The sequence below is a fragment of the Paracoccus aerius genome, assembly GCF_014656455.1.
Lineage (GTDB): Bacteria > Pseudomonadota > Alphaproteobacteria > Rhodobacterales > Rhodobacteraceae > Paracoccus > Paracoccus aerius.
Window position 1 is genome coordinate 1 of sequence record NZ_BNCL01000015.1, and the last position, 13,977, is coordinate 13,977.

Annotated in this window: 15 protein-coding genes; 7 read left to right on the plus strand and 8 right to left on the minus strand. The window is 62.6% G+C overall.

Annotated elements, in window-relative coordinates; all coding sequences use genetic code 11:
- The 8 genes from IE224_RS15345 to IE224_RS15380 all read right to left on the minus strand — a co-directional run.
- A partial coding sequence (locus tag IE224_RS15345; protein WP_191311633.1) for a DEAD/DEAH box helicase occupies nucleotides 1-1,477 on the minus strand: 1,477 nt, incomplete at its 3' end.
- Nucleotides 1,474-1,722 carry a hypothetical protein gene (locus IE224_RS15350; protein WP_191311635.1) on the minus strand — a complete coding sequence of 83 codons (249 nt, stop codon included), beginning with the start codon at nucleotides 1,720-1,722 and terminating at the stop codon, nucleotides 1,474-1,476. The genes IE224_RS15350 and IE224_RS15345, both read right to left, overlap by 4 nt.
- Nucleotides 1,719-2,699, minus strand: coding sequence for a ParB N-terminal domain-containing protein (locus IE224_RS15355; protein WP_191311636.1), 981 nt, complete (start codon nucleotides 2,697-2,699; stop codon nucleotides 1,719-1,721). The genes IE224_RS15350 and IE224_RS15355 overlap by 4 nt, the downstream gene beginning before the upstream one ends.
- A complete protein-coding gene (locus IE224_RS15360) occupies nucleotides 2,696-2,962 on the minus strand; it encodes a hypothetical protein (protein ID WP_191311638.1) in 267 nt (88 codons plus the stop codon). Before IE224_RS15360 ends, IE224_RS15355 begins: the two co-directional genes overlap by 4 nt.
- 104 nt (nucleotides 2,963-3,066) lie before the next feature.
- Nucleotides 3,067-3,267: a helix-turn-helix transcriptional regulator gene (locus IE224_RS15365; protein WP_191311639.1), complete on the minus strand. Its 201-nt coding sequence runs from the start codon at nucleotides 3,265-3,267 to the stop codon at nucleotides 3,067-3,069.
- A gap of 74 nt (nucleotides 3,268-3,341) precedes the next feature.
- Nucleotides 3,342-4,073, minus strand: a complete 732-nt coding sequence (locus IE224_RS15370) for a hypothetical protein (protein WP_191311641.1) — start codon at nucleotides 4,071-4,073, stop codon at nucleotides 3,342-3,344.
- Complete coding sequence (locus IE224_RS15375) at nucleotides 4,073-5,260, minus strand: tyrosine-type recombinase/integrase (RefSeq protein ID WP_229849407.1); 1,188 nt, start codon at nucleotides 5,258-5,260, stop codon at nucleotides 4,073-4,075. The genes IE224_RS15370 and IE224_RS15375 overlap by 1 nt, the downstream gene beginning before the upstream one ends.
- Before the next feature lie 257 nt (nucleotides 5,261-5,517).
- Nucleotides 5,518-6,288 carry a DeoR/GlpR family DNA-binding transcription regulator gene (locus tag IE224_RS15380; protein WP_167623435.1) on the minus strand — a complete coding sequence of 257 codons (771 nt, stop codon included), beginning with the start codon at nucleotides 6,286-6,288 and terminating at the stop codon, nucleotides 5,518-5,520.
- 145 nt (nucleotides 6,289-6,433) lie between these two features.
- On the opposite strand from IE224_RS15380, the gene glpD reads away from it, so the two are divergent.
- Genes glpD through IE224_RS15415 form a run of 7 tightly spaced genes read left to right on the plus strand, consistent with a single transcriptional unit; the run spans nucleotide 6,434 to nucleotide 13,960 of the window.
- Nucleotides 6,434-7,984, plus strand: coding sequence for a glycerol-3-phosphate dehydrogenase (gene glpD / locus IE224_RS15385; protein ID WP_191311643.1), 1,551 nt, complete (start codon nucleotides 6,434-6,436; stop codon nucleotides 7,982-7,984).
- Nucleotides 7,981-9,048, plus strand: coding sequence for an ABC transporter ATP-binding protein (locus IE224_RS15390; RefSeq protein WP_191311644.1), 1,068 nt, complete (start codon nucleotides 7,981-7,983; stop codon nucleotides 9,046-9,048). Before glpD ends, IE224_RS15390 begins: the two co-directional genes overlap by 4 nt.
- A complete protein-coding gene (locus IE224_RS15395) occupies nucleotides 9,048-10,130 on the plus strand; it encodes an ABC transporter ATP-binding protein (RefSeq protein WP_167622205.1) in 1,083 nt (360 codons plus the stop codon). Before IE224_RS15390 ends, IE224_RS15395 begins: the two co-directional genes overlap by 1 nt.
- On the plus strand, nucleotides 10,130-10,996 hold the full coding sequence (locus tag IE224_RS15400; RefSeq protein WP_191311646.1) for a carbohydrate ABC transporter permease: 867 nt from the start codon (nucleotides 10,130-10,132) through the stop codon (nucleotides 10,994-10,996). The genes IE224_RS15395 and IE224_RS15400 overlap by 1 nt, the downstream gene beginning before the upstream one ends.
- Nucleotides 10,993-11,808, plus strand: coding sequence for a carbohydrate ABC transporter permease (locus tag IE224_RS15405; RefSeq protein WP_191311647.1), 816 nt, complete (start codon nucleotides 10,993-10,995; stop codon nucleotides 11,806-11,808). The genes IE224_RS15400 and IE224_RS15405 overlap by 4 nt, the downstream gene beginning before the upstream one ends.
- Nucleotides 11,808-12,209, plus strand: a complete 402-nt coding sequence (locus IE224_RS15410; protein WP_191311649.1) for a DUF2160 domain-containing protein — start codon at nucleotides 11,808-11,810, stop codon at nucleotides 12,207-12,209. Before IE224_RS15405 ends, IE224_RS15410 begins: the two co-directional genes overlap by 1 nt.
- A gap of 38 nt (nucleotides 12,210-12,247) precedes the next feature.
- Nucleotides 12,248-13,960: an ABC transporter substrate-binding protein gene (locus IE224_RS15415; RefSeq protein ID WP_191311651.1), complete on the plus strand. Its 1,713-nt coding sequence runs from the start codon at nucleotides 12,248-12,250 to the stop codon at nucleotides 13,958-13,960.
- Nucleotides 13,961-13,977 lie beyond the last annotated feature (17 nt).

The following is a 13,977-nucleotide window of genomic DNA, read 5'->3' on the forward strand; positions in this document are numbered from 1 at the left end:
GCTGGAACGGGTGGTCGGATGGTCGTGGAATGGCCGGTCGGATGTTCATGGAATGTGTGGTCGGATCACCGTGGTGCGCGCAGTCCTGGCCCCGGCTGTGTTCGATGCAGTAATTGACTGCTGCATCCCAGACAGATCGCGGGCGCTTCAGGCACTCGGCTCGCAGCCCGGGACGAGCTTCAATGGCCATCCTGCCGAGATCGAACGCCCGCATTTCGCCATCTACGGCAACGATGCCGGACCTGACTGGGCGCTCCCAACCGCATGCCATGCACAGTGGTCCGCGCATGACCCCGCCGCATTCCCGGCACACAACCTGCTCACGTGTCTGCGCTTCCCGCTTGCGGGCGATCGTGTCGCGTTTCTCCGCATGTGACAGATCGCCGGCACCATTTTCCCAGACGTCGAACATGTCCAAGGCGAAGCGTTCAATGTTGCCGCTGTGATCCAGCCACAGGGCTTTGGACTTGCCAGGATGGGATCGCATGACGCGGCCGATTTCCTGCATGTGGCTGGACAGGCTTTTGCGATAAGGCTTGCAGCTGATCCCGATCAGGGTGTCAGGCACGTCGAAGCCCTTGGTCAGCACGCCGCACGACACCAAGCCGTGGATAAGGCTGTCGGGCTTCTTGAACTCGTCGATCTTCGACGCGCGCTCTTCGTCCGATTTGTCTTCGTAGCTGACTTGCTGGAAGTTGTAGCCGGCCGCTGCAAAGGCATCGCATAGCTCACGGCCATGGGCGACCGTAGGCGAGAATACGATTGTCTTGGCTGGTCCACCGAAATGCTCGTGGGTCTTCTTGATCCATTCGGCCACAACGTCGCCAACAATTTTGATCCCGGCGTCCGATGCGCTTCGATCGGAGAATTCCCCCAGTTTGTTGATACCCAGTTCTGCGTCATCGGGGCTCTTGGCCACGTAGATCGTCGGCTCGATCAGATGCCCGTCAGTGATCAGCAGTCGGGATGATCGGACGTTGACCATTCCGTCCCAGTGCTTCCCCATGCCAGACGCAAAAGGCGTTGCTGTCAGCCCGATCTTTATCGCCCGTGGGTAGCGAGCCATGTATTCAAGGGTGTGCTTATACTGACAGTGACATTCGTCGTAGATGATCAGGTCTGGATCGCGCGGCAGGCTCCGACGTGCGAGCGTTTGTACAGAGCACACCTGCACGTTCTCAAAAGGTGCCCAGCGCTCGTTGATGCCCTGAACGATGCCGTGCCGAATGCCGTAGTCGTCCAGCGTCTGACTGGTTTGGTTTACCAAGGCCACGCGGTCCACCAGGAACAGCGCATAGCTGCCTTTGCGGTCGGCCTCGCGCAGCAGATGAGCCGCGCAAACTGTCTTACCAGCCCCCGTCCCGGCGCAAAGGATCTGGCGTGTCACGCCACTCCTGATGCCAGAGCGAAGTGCTTCAATCGCGTCGGCCTGATACCCGCGAAGAGTCAGCTCCTTTGGAGGTATGAAATTCATCATTTCGCCACCTCTGCATAAGCTGAAGCTTCCGCTTGATGGCGCAGCTGCCCCCCATCGAACTCCCGGATGGCTGCTCTTTCTTCCCAGTCATCAAAGGACGGCCATGCCTCGCGGCAGACGTCACGCCAGTGTCCGCGAAGCCAGTTGATCGCGTCTGGAGGCAGCCGTCCGGGCTTAAGGGAAAACTGCCACCGGTCTCGCACTACTTCACCGCCGTGCGCGCGGATGCGTTCGATGATGCTCATTGGCCTAGCACCACCACGCCTGCGTTTTCGAGCTCAGCGACACGCTTCTCGGCTTGCTTGCGCTTGTACTCCTCGCGCTTCGCGGTCTTCATCGCTTCGTTGCGGGCGAAGTTTGCTTGATCCAGTCGCCGCTGAAGCCGACCTACCGCCGCTCCAAGGTCGGACGCCGTCGCCTCCCGCAGCTTTTCGTTGAGCGTATCGATCTCTGATTTTTGGCGGTTCACTTCCGCTTTGGCATCCCTAAGGTCGGCGCCCAGCCCGATCACCTCGTCGATCAAGGCCTCGGTCGTCAGCTTCGCCAACTCTCGCCGCTGTTTTGCTACCTCCGGACTGTCCACAGCTTCGGCTTGTTCAAGCTCAGCCTCGGCTTCGCCTAGCAAGGAGGCGCCTGAGTCCACCTCTACGCCAAAGGCGGTTTCGCCCTTGTTTTGCTCGGCAACTGGAGGTGATGCCACTTTGCCGCCACCACCGATATTGGCGGTGTTCATGGTCGCCTGATTGCCGTGGCGGTCAGTATAGGTGCGAGGTTCAGTGTGAACGTTCACAGTGACGGTTCCGGCCCGCAGGTTGCTGACGTAGCGGTTTGATACCCCTGCCTGACGCGCAATCTCACGATCCGACCACTTCGACCATTCCGGGTCGTTTAGCAGCACCATGACAGCGCGGCGCTTGTCGTCGTTGGTGCGGCGCAGGCCGTGCGAAGCATTGGCGCCAACGCTGAACAGGATCGCGGCTCGCTGCGTCCCCTGGCGGACATCGGCCGGCACATCATGGGCGTTAATCTGGGCGAATGCCTTGTAGCGATGGAAGCCGTCCGCCAACCAGTAGGAGGCGCCGTCATAGAACACGACCAGCGGGGGGAACTCCGACCCCGCCCGGATGGCCTCGGCGTATTCAGCGACAACCTCATCGCTGATCTGCGCACGTGATTGGGTGCCGCCGTTGATGCGGATATCGGTGATGCTGATGGCTCTCATTCCTGGGAACCTCCAGCAGCCCTGTTCCTGGAGAGCCTACTATGTCTGTCGGTGATGTAGTCCGCAGCCAAACTGGGAAAATCCCGCTCATACACATAGAGCGGATCGCCGGGCTTACGGCCTTCCAGCGCCCATGCTGCAGTTATTGCCGCAGCAATATCTGGATGATTGCTTTGCTTGACTATCCCACCTCTCACCCGAAGGAGGATATCAAAACCACCCTCGGCTCCCGGATAGATGCGGATATGATTGATCTTAGTCACTAGAGATCATTCCTCTATGCTTGCGCCAGAGGACGGGACGAACTATTCTGGATATGTGGATTGAGAATAGCTGCTGCCCTGTCCATCTTTGGCAGGGCAGTTTGTTATGCGGCGACGGGCCGGCTGTTCAGCCAATTGATGATCTGATCTTCCGGCCAAGCGACAGCTTTCTTCGTCAGCCGGATTGGGCGGGGAAATTGCCCCTCTCCCATCATCTTATAGATGGTGGACGTGCTGAGGCCGGTCAGCGCCTCGACATCGGGGCGACGGATATAGCGAGTTTGGGCAGGTTGAGCATATTGCACGGGGCAATTCCTTCATGCGGTGTGGAACATGAAGGAATGTGGCGCAAGGCATTCGTGTCACGAACTCCTTTCGATTACGAACCGAATTGCGCTGGCTTGGGGCCAGACTTCGAAATTTCCGGCTTTATTTTCGCAGCTTCCTTCCACAATGTCCGCCAAGCCTCAACTGGCATACCAGGGCAGACGGCATTTCTAATATCGTCCCGGCGCGCTCCCACTGCCGACATTTGCAAAATTTCTCGAATTATTTCCGCGTCGGTAACAGGCGCCACGATACTTGCCGGGGCAAGATCGCTTACCGCGATAGGAGCGTGGACAGTAGCTACCTGCACAGAACCACCAACTAAAGGCTGGAAGCGTCTTGCCAAGTGATGCATGTGGTTCAGCCGAACCACCCGACGATGGTCATTTGGATCACTCCCAATATAGCCGTCATTCTTTTCCCAAATAATCTTTCTGTACCACCTTTCATGAATTTCAATTTGTCTATTTATCAAGTCTAGAGAGATGTAGTAATTATTCATACTTAAACAGGGGTGGAAATCTAAGAACTCATTTCTCATCAACGCACTTACCTTCAAGAAGTCTGCAGCGATCCTGACCACGCCACCAGAAGGAAGGCAGACAGAAAGAGATGGCTGACGGCTAAAATGCTCCCCTATCCTCCATTTCGTCTCAATTTGCTTCATATGATCAATTTCATTAAATCTCCGATCATCCTCCGAGCGATCGATATGGAAGAGATAATCAAGCTCAAACTTATCGATAACTTCGCCCAGAGATGTATATCCAATACTTGCAAACATCACCCAATCCTCACGACTTTGGCGCTGTCCTGCGCCAGATATCTTGCCCAAGCGTCCATCATCTTGCGGCGCTTCTCGAATAGATCAGACCGCGCATACGCCCGTTCCACAGCATCACCTGACAGGTGCGCCAGTGCTGCCTCTGCAACCTCTCGCGGGAAGTTGGTCTTCTCCTGCGCCCAGGTGCGGAAGCTGGTGCGGAAGCCATGCACGTCCACGTCAAAGCCGTTCTCGCGAATCAGCTTCAAAAGCGTGGCATCGGACAGCGGCTTGCCCTTCTTCGTGCCGGGGAACACCAGATCGTCGTCCAAGCCCCATGCCCGTTCCAGAACCTTCAGGGCCCGGCTGGATAAAGGAATGCGATGCGGCCGGTCCATCTTCATCCGTTCAGCGGGGATCTCCCAGACTCTGGCCTTCATGTCGATTTCGGACCAGCGGGCCTCACGCGCCTCATTGGACCGAACGCAGGTTAGCACGAGGAACTCAAAACACAGCTTGGTCGATAGCCCAGCGCTAGTCCCCTCCACAGTTTGGAGGCAGTCGGCAACCTGATCATAGGGCAGTGACTTGCGGTTCTGCTTCTTCGCCGTCTGCTTTGGCAGCCCCTTGTCCACCGCGTCCACCGGGTTGTCGCGGCGCCAACCTTTGGCGATGCACCACTTCATCACCGTGCCAATCCGCTGCCTGACGCGCTTTGCTGTCTCGGGCTTCTTGAGCCAGATCGGCTGCAACACAGCCAGCACGTCGCCACTGGTGACATCGGGCGCCCTCATCCCGCCCATTGTCGGGAAAGCGTAGGTCGCCAGCGTGTTGATGAACTGATCGCCGTGCTTCGGGTTCTTCCAGGTAGGCAGGTTGATGCGATGAACCTCACGCGCCGCCTCCTCGAACGTCATGACCGCCTTGCTGGATCGGCGCTCGGCCAGCGGATCACCGCCCGATCGCGCCAGCTTGCGGTTCTCGAATGCGACGAGGCGGGCATCTGCCAGCGTCACGAAGTCAACACTGCCAAGGCCCAATTCGCACCGCTTGCCGCCGATCATGATCCGCTGGATCCAGAACTTGCCGCCAGTCTTGTCCACCCGAAGATAAAGGCCGTGGCCGTCGAAGTATTTGCCTGGCTCGGTGACGGTCTGCACCATGCGGGCATTCAGGGTCTTTGCTGGTTTGCGCAACAGGAATTCCAACCTTTTATTCCACCATCCATTCCCCCAATCGGCACGGGAACGGCGTGAACAATAGCGGAACACGTGGGAATGACGCAAGCCCAGTGTAGCCAGCGTTTGTTGGCCTTTTAGGCATACCTGGGAATGTGGCGGAGTATGGTTCCCTTTCCACCTGCTCCGCCATATGCCCAGGCCGTACAATCAGGTCCAGATCAACCGAAGCCAGCACGGCGGGCTTCCACACACCCGGATCCGGCCCATGGCCCCGAACGTGCGGCTCAGCCTTCGCCCGTCGCCACAACCACTCGGGTTCCACCTTGGTCGCAGACCTGCTGCAGCCTGTCGGGCAGCGGGCGGTCGATGAAGATGGCGTCCAGCTGGGCGACCGAGACGACCCGTATCGGCGCCTTGCGCAGAAGCTTGTCCGAATCGGTGACCAGCCAGCATTCGCGCGCCTGTCGCAGGATCGCGCGGCTGACCCGCACCTCGGCCAGGTCGAAGTCGAGAATGTCGCCGTCCTCGTCCAGGGCAGAACAGCCGATGATGGCGTAGTCGGTCTTGAAGTTCGCCATGAACTCGCTGGTAAGGTCGCCGACAAGGCCGCCGTCTGAACGGCGCAGCAAGCCGCCGGCGACCAGCACCTCGCAACTGTCGTTTGCGGCCAGGATGTTGGCCACGTTCATGTTGTTCGTCACTACCGTCAGGTTGCGATGGCGCAGCAGGGCCCGCGCCACGGCCTCGGTCGTGGTCCCGATGTTGAGGATGACCGAACTGTTGTCGGGGATCTGCGCCGCGCAGGCACGGCCTATTGCCGCTTTCGCATCCTCGTTCATGCGGCGGCGTTCGTCATAGGCGATGTTGCTGGCGCCGCTGCGCAGGATCGCGCCGCCGTGGACACGGTCAAGGACGCCCTGGTCGGCAAGTTCCGCCAGATCGCGCCTGATCGTCTGCGGCGTCACTTCCAGCTTGGCCGACAGCTCCTCGACGCTGGCCCGGCCGGAAGCGCGCACGACGTCCAGGATCTGCATCTGCCGGATGTTCATCGCGATCTTGCCCCCTGAAGTGCACGTGGCCTTTCCAGAAGAACGCGTGGTGCATAAGTGTCAAGCGAAAGAAAATGCGCGAAAACGAACATCCATGTTGACAGAATCCGTGCGCGGATGTTCGACTTCATCACGGGGGAGTGAGGCAGCCATGTCGCAAGCGACGGACCTGTTCATCATCGGCGGCGGGATCAACGGCACGGGAATCGCCCGTGATGCCGCAGGGCGCGGCCTTTCCGTGCGGCTGGCCGAACAGGGCGACCTTGCCGGGGCAACCAGCAGCGCCTCGACCAAGCTGTTTCACGGCGGGCTGCGCTATCTCGAATTTCTCGAACTGCGCCTTGTCCGCGAATCCCTGCGCGAGCGAGAGGTGCTGCTGCGCGCGATGCCCCATATTTCATGGCCGATGCGCTTCGTGCTGCCGCTGGATCCGAAGATGCGCTTTGCGGGCAGGACGCCGGTATCGCGGATCCTGTCGGTGCTGATGCCCTGGGGCCGCGGCTATCGCCCGAACCTGGTGATCCGGGCCGGGCTGTTCCTGTACGACAACCTGGGCGCGCGGGAAATCCTGCCCGGCACCTCGACCCTGGACCTGCGCCAGGCGCCCGAGGGCGCGCCGCTTCAGGACCGCTTGACCCGCGCCTATGAATATTCCGACGCCTGGGTGGACGATGCCCGGCTAGTGGTCCTGAATGCGCGCGACGCGGCCGCGCGCGGGGCGGACATCATCGTGGGATCAAGAGTGACCGAGGCCCGGCGCGAGGGCGACGGCTGGCTGGTCCGCCTGTCGGACGGGCGCGACTTCCGCGCCAAGGTGCTGGTCAATGCGGCCGGCCCCTGGGTCGGCCGGGTGATCCACGACGTGGCGCACCTGCCATCGACCGAAGGGGTGCGGCTGGTCCGCGGCAGCCATATCGTCACGCGGCGGCTGTTCGATCACCCCAAGGCCTATTTCCTGCAGGGCCAGGACGGCCGGATCATTTTCGCGATTCCCTATGAACGCGACTTCACGCTGATCGGAACCACCGATGTGGACCACGACGGCCCGCCCGACCGCGCCGTCTGCACGCCCGAGGAGGTGGACTATCTGTGCCGCTTCGTTTCGGGTTACTTCAAGAAGCCCGTGACCGCCGATGACGTGGTCTGGACCTATTCGGGGGTCCGGCCGCTTTACGACGATGGCTCGTCCTCGGCCACGGCGGCAACGCGGGATTACGTGCTGTCGCTGGACGACAAGGGCGCGCCCTGCCTTCATGTCTTCGGCGGCAAGATCACTACGTACCGTCGCCTGGCCGAAGCCGCAATGGCGAAGCTTGCGCCCCACCTGCCCGGCGCGGGCGCGGCCTGGACCGCCGGCGCGCATCTTCCGGGCGGCGATTTTCCGGTGGACGGGGCCGAGGGGCTGGCCCAGGCGCTGCGGCGCGACCATCCCTTCCTGACGCCCGACTGGGCGATGCGGCTGGTCCGCGCCTATGGGACCGAGGCCGCTCAGGTCCTGGGCGGGGCGCGCACGGCGGCCGATCTGGGGCGGGATTTCGGGGCGACATTGACCGAATCCGAACTGCGGTGGATGATCCGCAACGAATGGGCCCGCGACGCCAAGGGGGTGCTGTGGCGGCGGTCCAAGCTGGGCCTGCGCATGACGCCCGAACAGGTCGCCGCGATCGAGGACTACATGGCTCGCGAAAGGGTCGCCGCATGACGCTGGAGCTTCGGGGGGTCACGAAAGAGGTCGCGGGCCAGACATGGATCCACCCCACGGATCTCTCTGTGGCGCCGGGCAGCATGAACGTGCTGCTGGGGCCGACGCTGTCGGGAAAGACCACCCTGATGCGGCTGATGGCGGGACTGGACCAGCCGACGGCCGGGCAGATCCTGTGGCAGGGCCGCGACGTGACGGGCCAGCGGGTGCAGGACCGGGGCGTGGCCATGGTCTATCAGCAGTTCATCAACTATCCGTCGATGACGGTCTATGACAACATCGCCTCGCCCTTGCGGTTGCAGCGGGTGGCAAGGGCCGAGATCGACCGACGCGTGCGGGAAACGGCGGCGATGATGCGCCTGACCCCGATGCTGGACCGCCGCCCGCTGGAACTGTCGGGCGGCCAGCAGCAGCGCACGGCCCTGGCCCGCGCCTTGGTCAAGGGTGCGGGCCTTGTGCTGCTGGACGAGCCGCTGGCGAACCTCGACTACAAGCTGCGCGAGGAATTGCGGGCCGAAATCCCCCGCATCTTCGAGGCATCAGGCGCGATCTTCGTCTATGCAACGACCGAGCCCGAGGAGGCGCTGCTTCTGGGCGGCAACACCGCGACGCTGTGGCAAGGCCGCGTCACGCAGTTCGGTCCCACGCCGCAGGTGTATCGCCGCCCGCAGGACGCCACGACCGCGCGGGTCTTCAGCGACCCGCCCATGAACTTCAAGACGGTTGAGGTTAGCCGTGGCGAGGCCGTGCTGGACGACGTCCGCTGGCCTGTGGACGTGCCGGATGGCCGCTATACCGCCGGCTTCCGCGCACCCCACCTGACGCTGGACCCCGCACCCGGCGCCGTGGCGCTGTCTGCGCAGTTGGGCGCGACCGAGATCACCGGGGCCGAGACCTTCCTGCATCTGCTGCACGGGCAGGACCGCTGGGTCGGGCTGGTTCCGGGCGTCCGCAGGCTTTCCGTCGGTGCGCCTCTGACGGTGTGGCTGGATCCGGCGCATGTCTATTTGTTCGACGAAGGCGGCAGGCTTGCCCGCGCCGCCCCTTATTCACGGGCGGCGTGATGGCGCAGATCACCTTTGACAACCTTGCCCACAGCTACCTGGCCGCGCCCAAGGCGGACCCCGACTGGGCGCTGAAGCCGATGTCGCTGACATGGCGCGATGGCGGGGCCTATGCGCTGCTTGGCAGTTCCGGTTGCGGCAAGACCACGCTGCTGAACATCATCTCGGGCCTGCTGCATCCCAGCCGGGGTCGCGTGCTGTTCGGCGACCGCGACGTGACGGACCTGCCGACGGCCGAACGCAACATCGCGCAGGTGTTCCAGTTCCCGGTCGTGTATGACACGATGACCGTCCGCCAGAACCTGGCCTTCCCGCTGAAGAACCGCGGCCTTCCCGCCGACCAGATCGCCGCGCGGGTCGATGCGGTGGCCCGCATGATCGGCATGACCGATACGCTGGATCGCCGCGCGCGCGGGTTGACGGCCGATGCCAAGCAGAAGATCAGCCTGGGCCGCGGCATGGTCCGCCAGGACGTGAACGCGATCCTGTTCGACGAACCCTTGACGGTCATCGACCCGCAGATGAAGTGGGAATTGCGCACCCAACTGAAGGCGCTGCACCGCGAGTTCGGGCACACGATGATCTATGTCACCCATGACCAGACCGAGGCGCTGACCTTCGCCGACGAAGTCGTGGTCATGTCCGAAGGCCGCATCGTCCAGGCGGGCACCCCGCAATCCTTGTTCGACGCACCGGCCCATACCTTCGTTGGCTATTTCATCGGATCGCCCGGCATGAACCTGCTGGAGGCACGGGTCGAGGGCGCGACGGCCCATGTGGCAGGGGTCTCTGTCCCGCTGGCCGCGCCTTATGCGACGCCGTCGGGCCGTGTCCAGATAGGCATCCGCCCTGACGCCGCCCGGCCCACCACCGGCGACGGGCTGCCCTTCCGCCTTCTGCGCACCGAGGACGTGGGCCACCACCGCATCCTGCGCGGCGAGGTTGCGGGCGCGTCCTTCAACCTGACCGTCCCCGAGGACGAGCCGATCCCTGCCACCTTCGACCGCATCACGCTCGACCCCGCCCGGATCGGCGTCTTCGTGGACGACTGGCGCATCGAGCCGCTGGAAAGGGCTGCCTGATGGACAAGCCCGTCAACAACCGCGCCTGGTTCCTGGTCCTGCCCGTGCTGGTGCTGGTCGCGTTTTCGGCAGTGATTCCGCTGATGACCGTGGTCAACTACTCGGTCCAGGACACCTTCGGGAACAACCAGTTCTTCTGGAACGGCCTTGGCTGGTTCCAGGAGGTGCTGGAAAGCGACCGCATCCGCGCAGCCCTGGGCCGGCAGCTTCTGTTTTCGGCCATCATCCTGGCGATTGAGATCCCGCTGGGCATCTTCATCGCGCTGAACATGCCCAAGCGCGGCTTCTGGGCCAGCCTGGTGCTGGTGCTGATGGCCCTGCCGCTGCTGATCCCGTGGAACGTGGTGGGCACGATCTGGCAGGTCTTCGGCCGCGTGGACATCGGGCTGCTGGGCCATACGCTGGCGATGCTGGGGATCGACTACAACTACGTGAACGACCCTTGGGACGCCTGGGCCACGATCATCGTGATGGATGTCTGGCACTGGACCAGCCTTGTCGCGCTGCTGTGCTATGCCGGGCTGCAATCCATCCCCGACGCTTATTACCAGGCCGCGCGGATCGACCAGGCAAGCCGCTGGGGCGTCTTCCGCTATATCGAGCTGCCCAAGATGCAGGGCGTGCTGCTGATCGCGGTGCTGCTGCGCTTCATGGACAGCTTCATGATCTATACCGAGCCCTTCGTCGTCACCGGCGGCGGTCCCGGCAACGCGACCACCTTCCTGTCGATCGACCTGGTGAAGATGGCGATCGGGCAGTTCGACCTGGGCCCGGCGGCGGCCTTCAGCCTGATCTACTTCCTGGTGATCCTGCTGATCTCCTGGGTCTTCTATACCGTCATGACCGTGCAAAGGGACCGCACATGACCACCGCCCGCGCATCCCGAGGGTCCGCTGTCGTCATGACCCTGTATCTTCTGTTCCTGCTGGTGCCGATCTACTGGCTGGTCAACATGAGCCTGAAGACCAATGCCGAGATCACAGGCACCTTCAGCCTCTGGCCGCTGAACCCGACGCTGAACAATTATCGCATCATCCTGACCGACCCCAGCTGGTACATGGGCTACGTCAACAGCCTGATCTATGTCGTGCTGAACACCGCGCTGTCGCTGGCCGTGGCCCTGCCTGCCGCCTATGCCTTCAGCCGCTATCGCTTCCTGGGTGACAAGCACCTGTTCTTCTGGCTGCTGACGAACCGCATGGCCCCGCCCGCGGTCTTCGCCCTGCCCTTCTTCCAGCTTTATTCCGCGGTGGGCCTGTTCGACACGCATATCGCCGTGGCCCTGGCGCATTGCCTGTTCAACGTGCCGCTGGCCGTCTGGATCCTTGAAGGCTTCATGTCGGGCGTCCCGCGCGAGATCGACGAGACCGCCTATATCGACGGCTACAGCTTCCCGCGCTTCTTCACGCGCATCTTCATGCCCCTGATCGCCAGCGGCATCGGGGTCGCGGCCTTCTTCTGCTTCATGTTCAGCTGGGTGGAACTGCTGCTGTCGCGCACGCTGACCTCGGTGAACGCCAAGCCCATCGCGGCGACCATGACCCGCACGGTCAGCGCATCTGGCCTGGACTGGGGCGTGCTGGCCGCGGCGGGGGTGCTGACCATCTTGCCCGGCGCCTTGGTCATCTGGTTCGTCCGCAACTATATCGCCAAGGGCTTCGCCCTGGGGAGGGTGTGATGCGCGGCCGTTCGCTGAACACGGGTTTCCTTGCCGCTGCCCTGCTGATGCTGGCCGTGCTGGCCTGGCTGTTCATGCTTGTCCCGTCCGAGGACGGGGTGCGGGAATGGACCGAAAGCCTCAATCCCGGCGGCTGGATGGCCTGGACCCTTCCGACCGCCCTGTTCTTCTGGGTGATCGCGGCGCTGCTGCTGGTCTTCACCTGGCTTGCCATCCGGTCCCCGGAAACGCCTCGCAGGGGCATCCTGGGGATATGGACGACCCGGGGCGACCGGCTGTTCATCAGCCTGCTCGGCTCGGCCTTCATCAACCTTGCCTGGCTGGGTTTCGGAGGAATGCCCGCCTGGGGAGGCTTGATCCTGTCACTGATCTACGCCGCGGCGGTGTTCCGCTGGGTGTGAAAACGGGCCGCCAAGGCCCATCCTGGGGAGGAGAAGACATGAAGTTCTACCTGACGACGGCCATGAGCCTTGCGCTGATGGTCACCGGCGCACAGGCCGGGATGGAGGAGGCCAAGGCCTTCCTCGACGCCGAGATCGGCGACATGTCCAGCCTGGACCGCGCCGCGCAAGAGGCCGAGATGCAATGGTTCATCGACGCCGCCCAGCCCTTCGCGGGGATGGACATCAAGGTGGTGTCCGAAACCATCACGACCCACGAATACGAGGCAAAGACGCTTGCCCCCGCCTTCACGGCCATCACCGGCATCAGGGTCACCCATGACCTGATCGGCGAAGGCGACGTGGTGGAAAAGCTGCAAACGCAGATGCAGTCCGGCGAGAACATCTATGACGCCTATGTCAACGACAGCGACCTGATCGGCACCCATTGGCGTTACCAGCAAGCGCGCAACCTGACCGACTGGATGGCGAATGCCGGGGCGGACGTGACGAACCCGAACCTCGACATCGACGACTTCATCGGCAAGTCCTTCACGACCGCGCCCGACGGGAACATGTACCAGCTTCCCGACCAGCAGTTCGCCAACCTTTACTGGTTCCGCAAGGACTGGTTCGACGACGAGACGAACAAGGCCGAGTTCCGCGAGCGTTACGGCTATGACCTGGGCGTGCCCGTTACATGGTCGGCCTACGAGGACATCGCCGAGTTCTTCACGGGACGTGAGATCGACGGCAAGCAAGTCTATGGCCACATGGACTATGGCAAGAAGGACCCGTCGCTTGGCTGGCGCTTCACCGATGCCTGGCTGTCGATGGCCGGGAACGGCGACAAGGGCATCCCGAACGGCCTGCCGGTGGACGAATGGGGCATCCGGGTGGATGAGAACAGCCGCCCCGTCGGTAGCTGCGTCGCGCGCGGCGGGGACACCAACGGCCCTGCCTCGGTCTATGCGATCCAGAAATACCTGGACTGGATGACCAAATACGCGCCCCCCGCGGCCCAGGGCATGACATTCAGCGAAAGCGGCCCCGTCCCCAGCCAGGGCGAGGTCGCCCAGCAGATGTTCACCTATACCGCCTTCACCGCTGATTTCGTCAAGGAAGGCTTGCCGGTGGTGAACGAGGACGGCACGCCGAAATGGCGATTTGCCCCCTCGCCGCACGGCGCCTATTGGCAGGACGGGATGAAGCTGGGCTATCAGGACGCCGGGTCCTGGACGCTGCTGAAATCGACGCCGGACGACCGCGCCAAGGCGGCATGGCTTTACGCGCAGTTCGTGACCTCGAAGACGGTGGACGTGAAGAAAAGCCATGTCGGCCTGACCTTCATCCGCCAGTCCACGCTGGACCACCAGTCCTTCACCGACCGCGCGCCCAAGCTGGGCGGCTTGATCGAGTTCTATCGCAGCCCCGCCCGCCTGCAGTGGTCGCCCACGGGCACCAACGTGCCGGATTATCCTAAGCTGGCGCAACTGTGGTGGCAGGCGATCGGCGATGCCGCCTCCGGCGCAAAGACCGCGCAGGAAGCCATGGACAGCCTGTGCGCGGAACAGGAAAAGGTGCTCGAACGCCTGGAACGCGCGGGCGTGCAGGGCGACATCGGCCCCAAGATGGCCGAGGAGCATGACCTGGAATGGTGGAACAACTTCGCCAAGGAGCGTGGCGGCATTGCCCCTCAGCTGAAGCTGGAGAACGAGGATCCCCAGCCCGAGACCATCAGCTATGACGAGCTGGTGAAAAGCTGGCAGTGACCGAACGACAAGGGGGA

Bases quoted from the DNA above. Each gene is read 5' to 3' on its own strand.
- IE224_RS15410 (WP_191311649.1), top strand. From the start codon at position 11,808: ATGCGCGGCCGTTCGCTGAACACGGGTTTCCTTGCCGCTGCCCTGCTG.
- IE224_RS15370 (WP_191311641.1), bottom strand. From the start codon at position 4,073: ATGTTTGCAAGTATTGGATATACATCTCTGGGCGAAGTTATCGATAAG.
- IE224_RS15405 (WP_191311647.1), top strand. From the start codon at position 10,993: ATGACCACCGCCCGCGCATCCCGAGGGTCCGCTGTCGTCATGACCCTG.
- IE224_RS15390 (WP_191311644.1), top strand. From the start codon at position 7,981: ATGACGCTGGAGCTTCGGGGGGTCACGAAAGAGGTCGCGGGCCAGACA.
- IE224_RS15355 (WP_191311636.1), bottom strand. From the start codon at position 2,699: ATGAGAGCCATCAGCATCACCGATATCCGCATCAACGGCGGCACCCAA.
- IE224_RS15350 (WP_191311635.1), bottom strand. From the start codon at position 1,722: ATGAGCATCATCGAACGCATCCGCGCGCACGGCGGTGAAGTAGTGCGA.
- IE224_RS15415 (WP_191311651.1), top strand. From the start codon at position 12,248: ATGAAGTTCTACCTGACGACGGCCATGAGCCTTGCGCTGATGGTCACC.
- IE224_RS15395 (WP_167622205.1), top strand. From the start codon at position 9,048: ATGGCGCAGATCACCTTTGACAACCTTGCCCACAGCTACCTGGCCGCG.
- IE224_RS15400 (WP_191311646.1), top strand. From the start codon at position 10,130: ATGGACAAGCCCGTCAACAACCGCGCCTGGTTCCTGGTCCTGCCCGTG.
- glpD (WP_191311643.1), top strand. From the start codon at position 6,434: ATGTCGCAAGCGACGGACCTGTTCATCATCGGCGGCGGGATCAACGGC.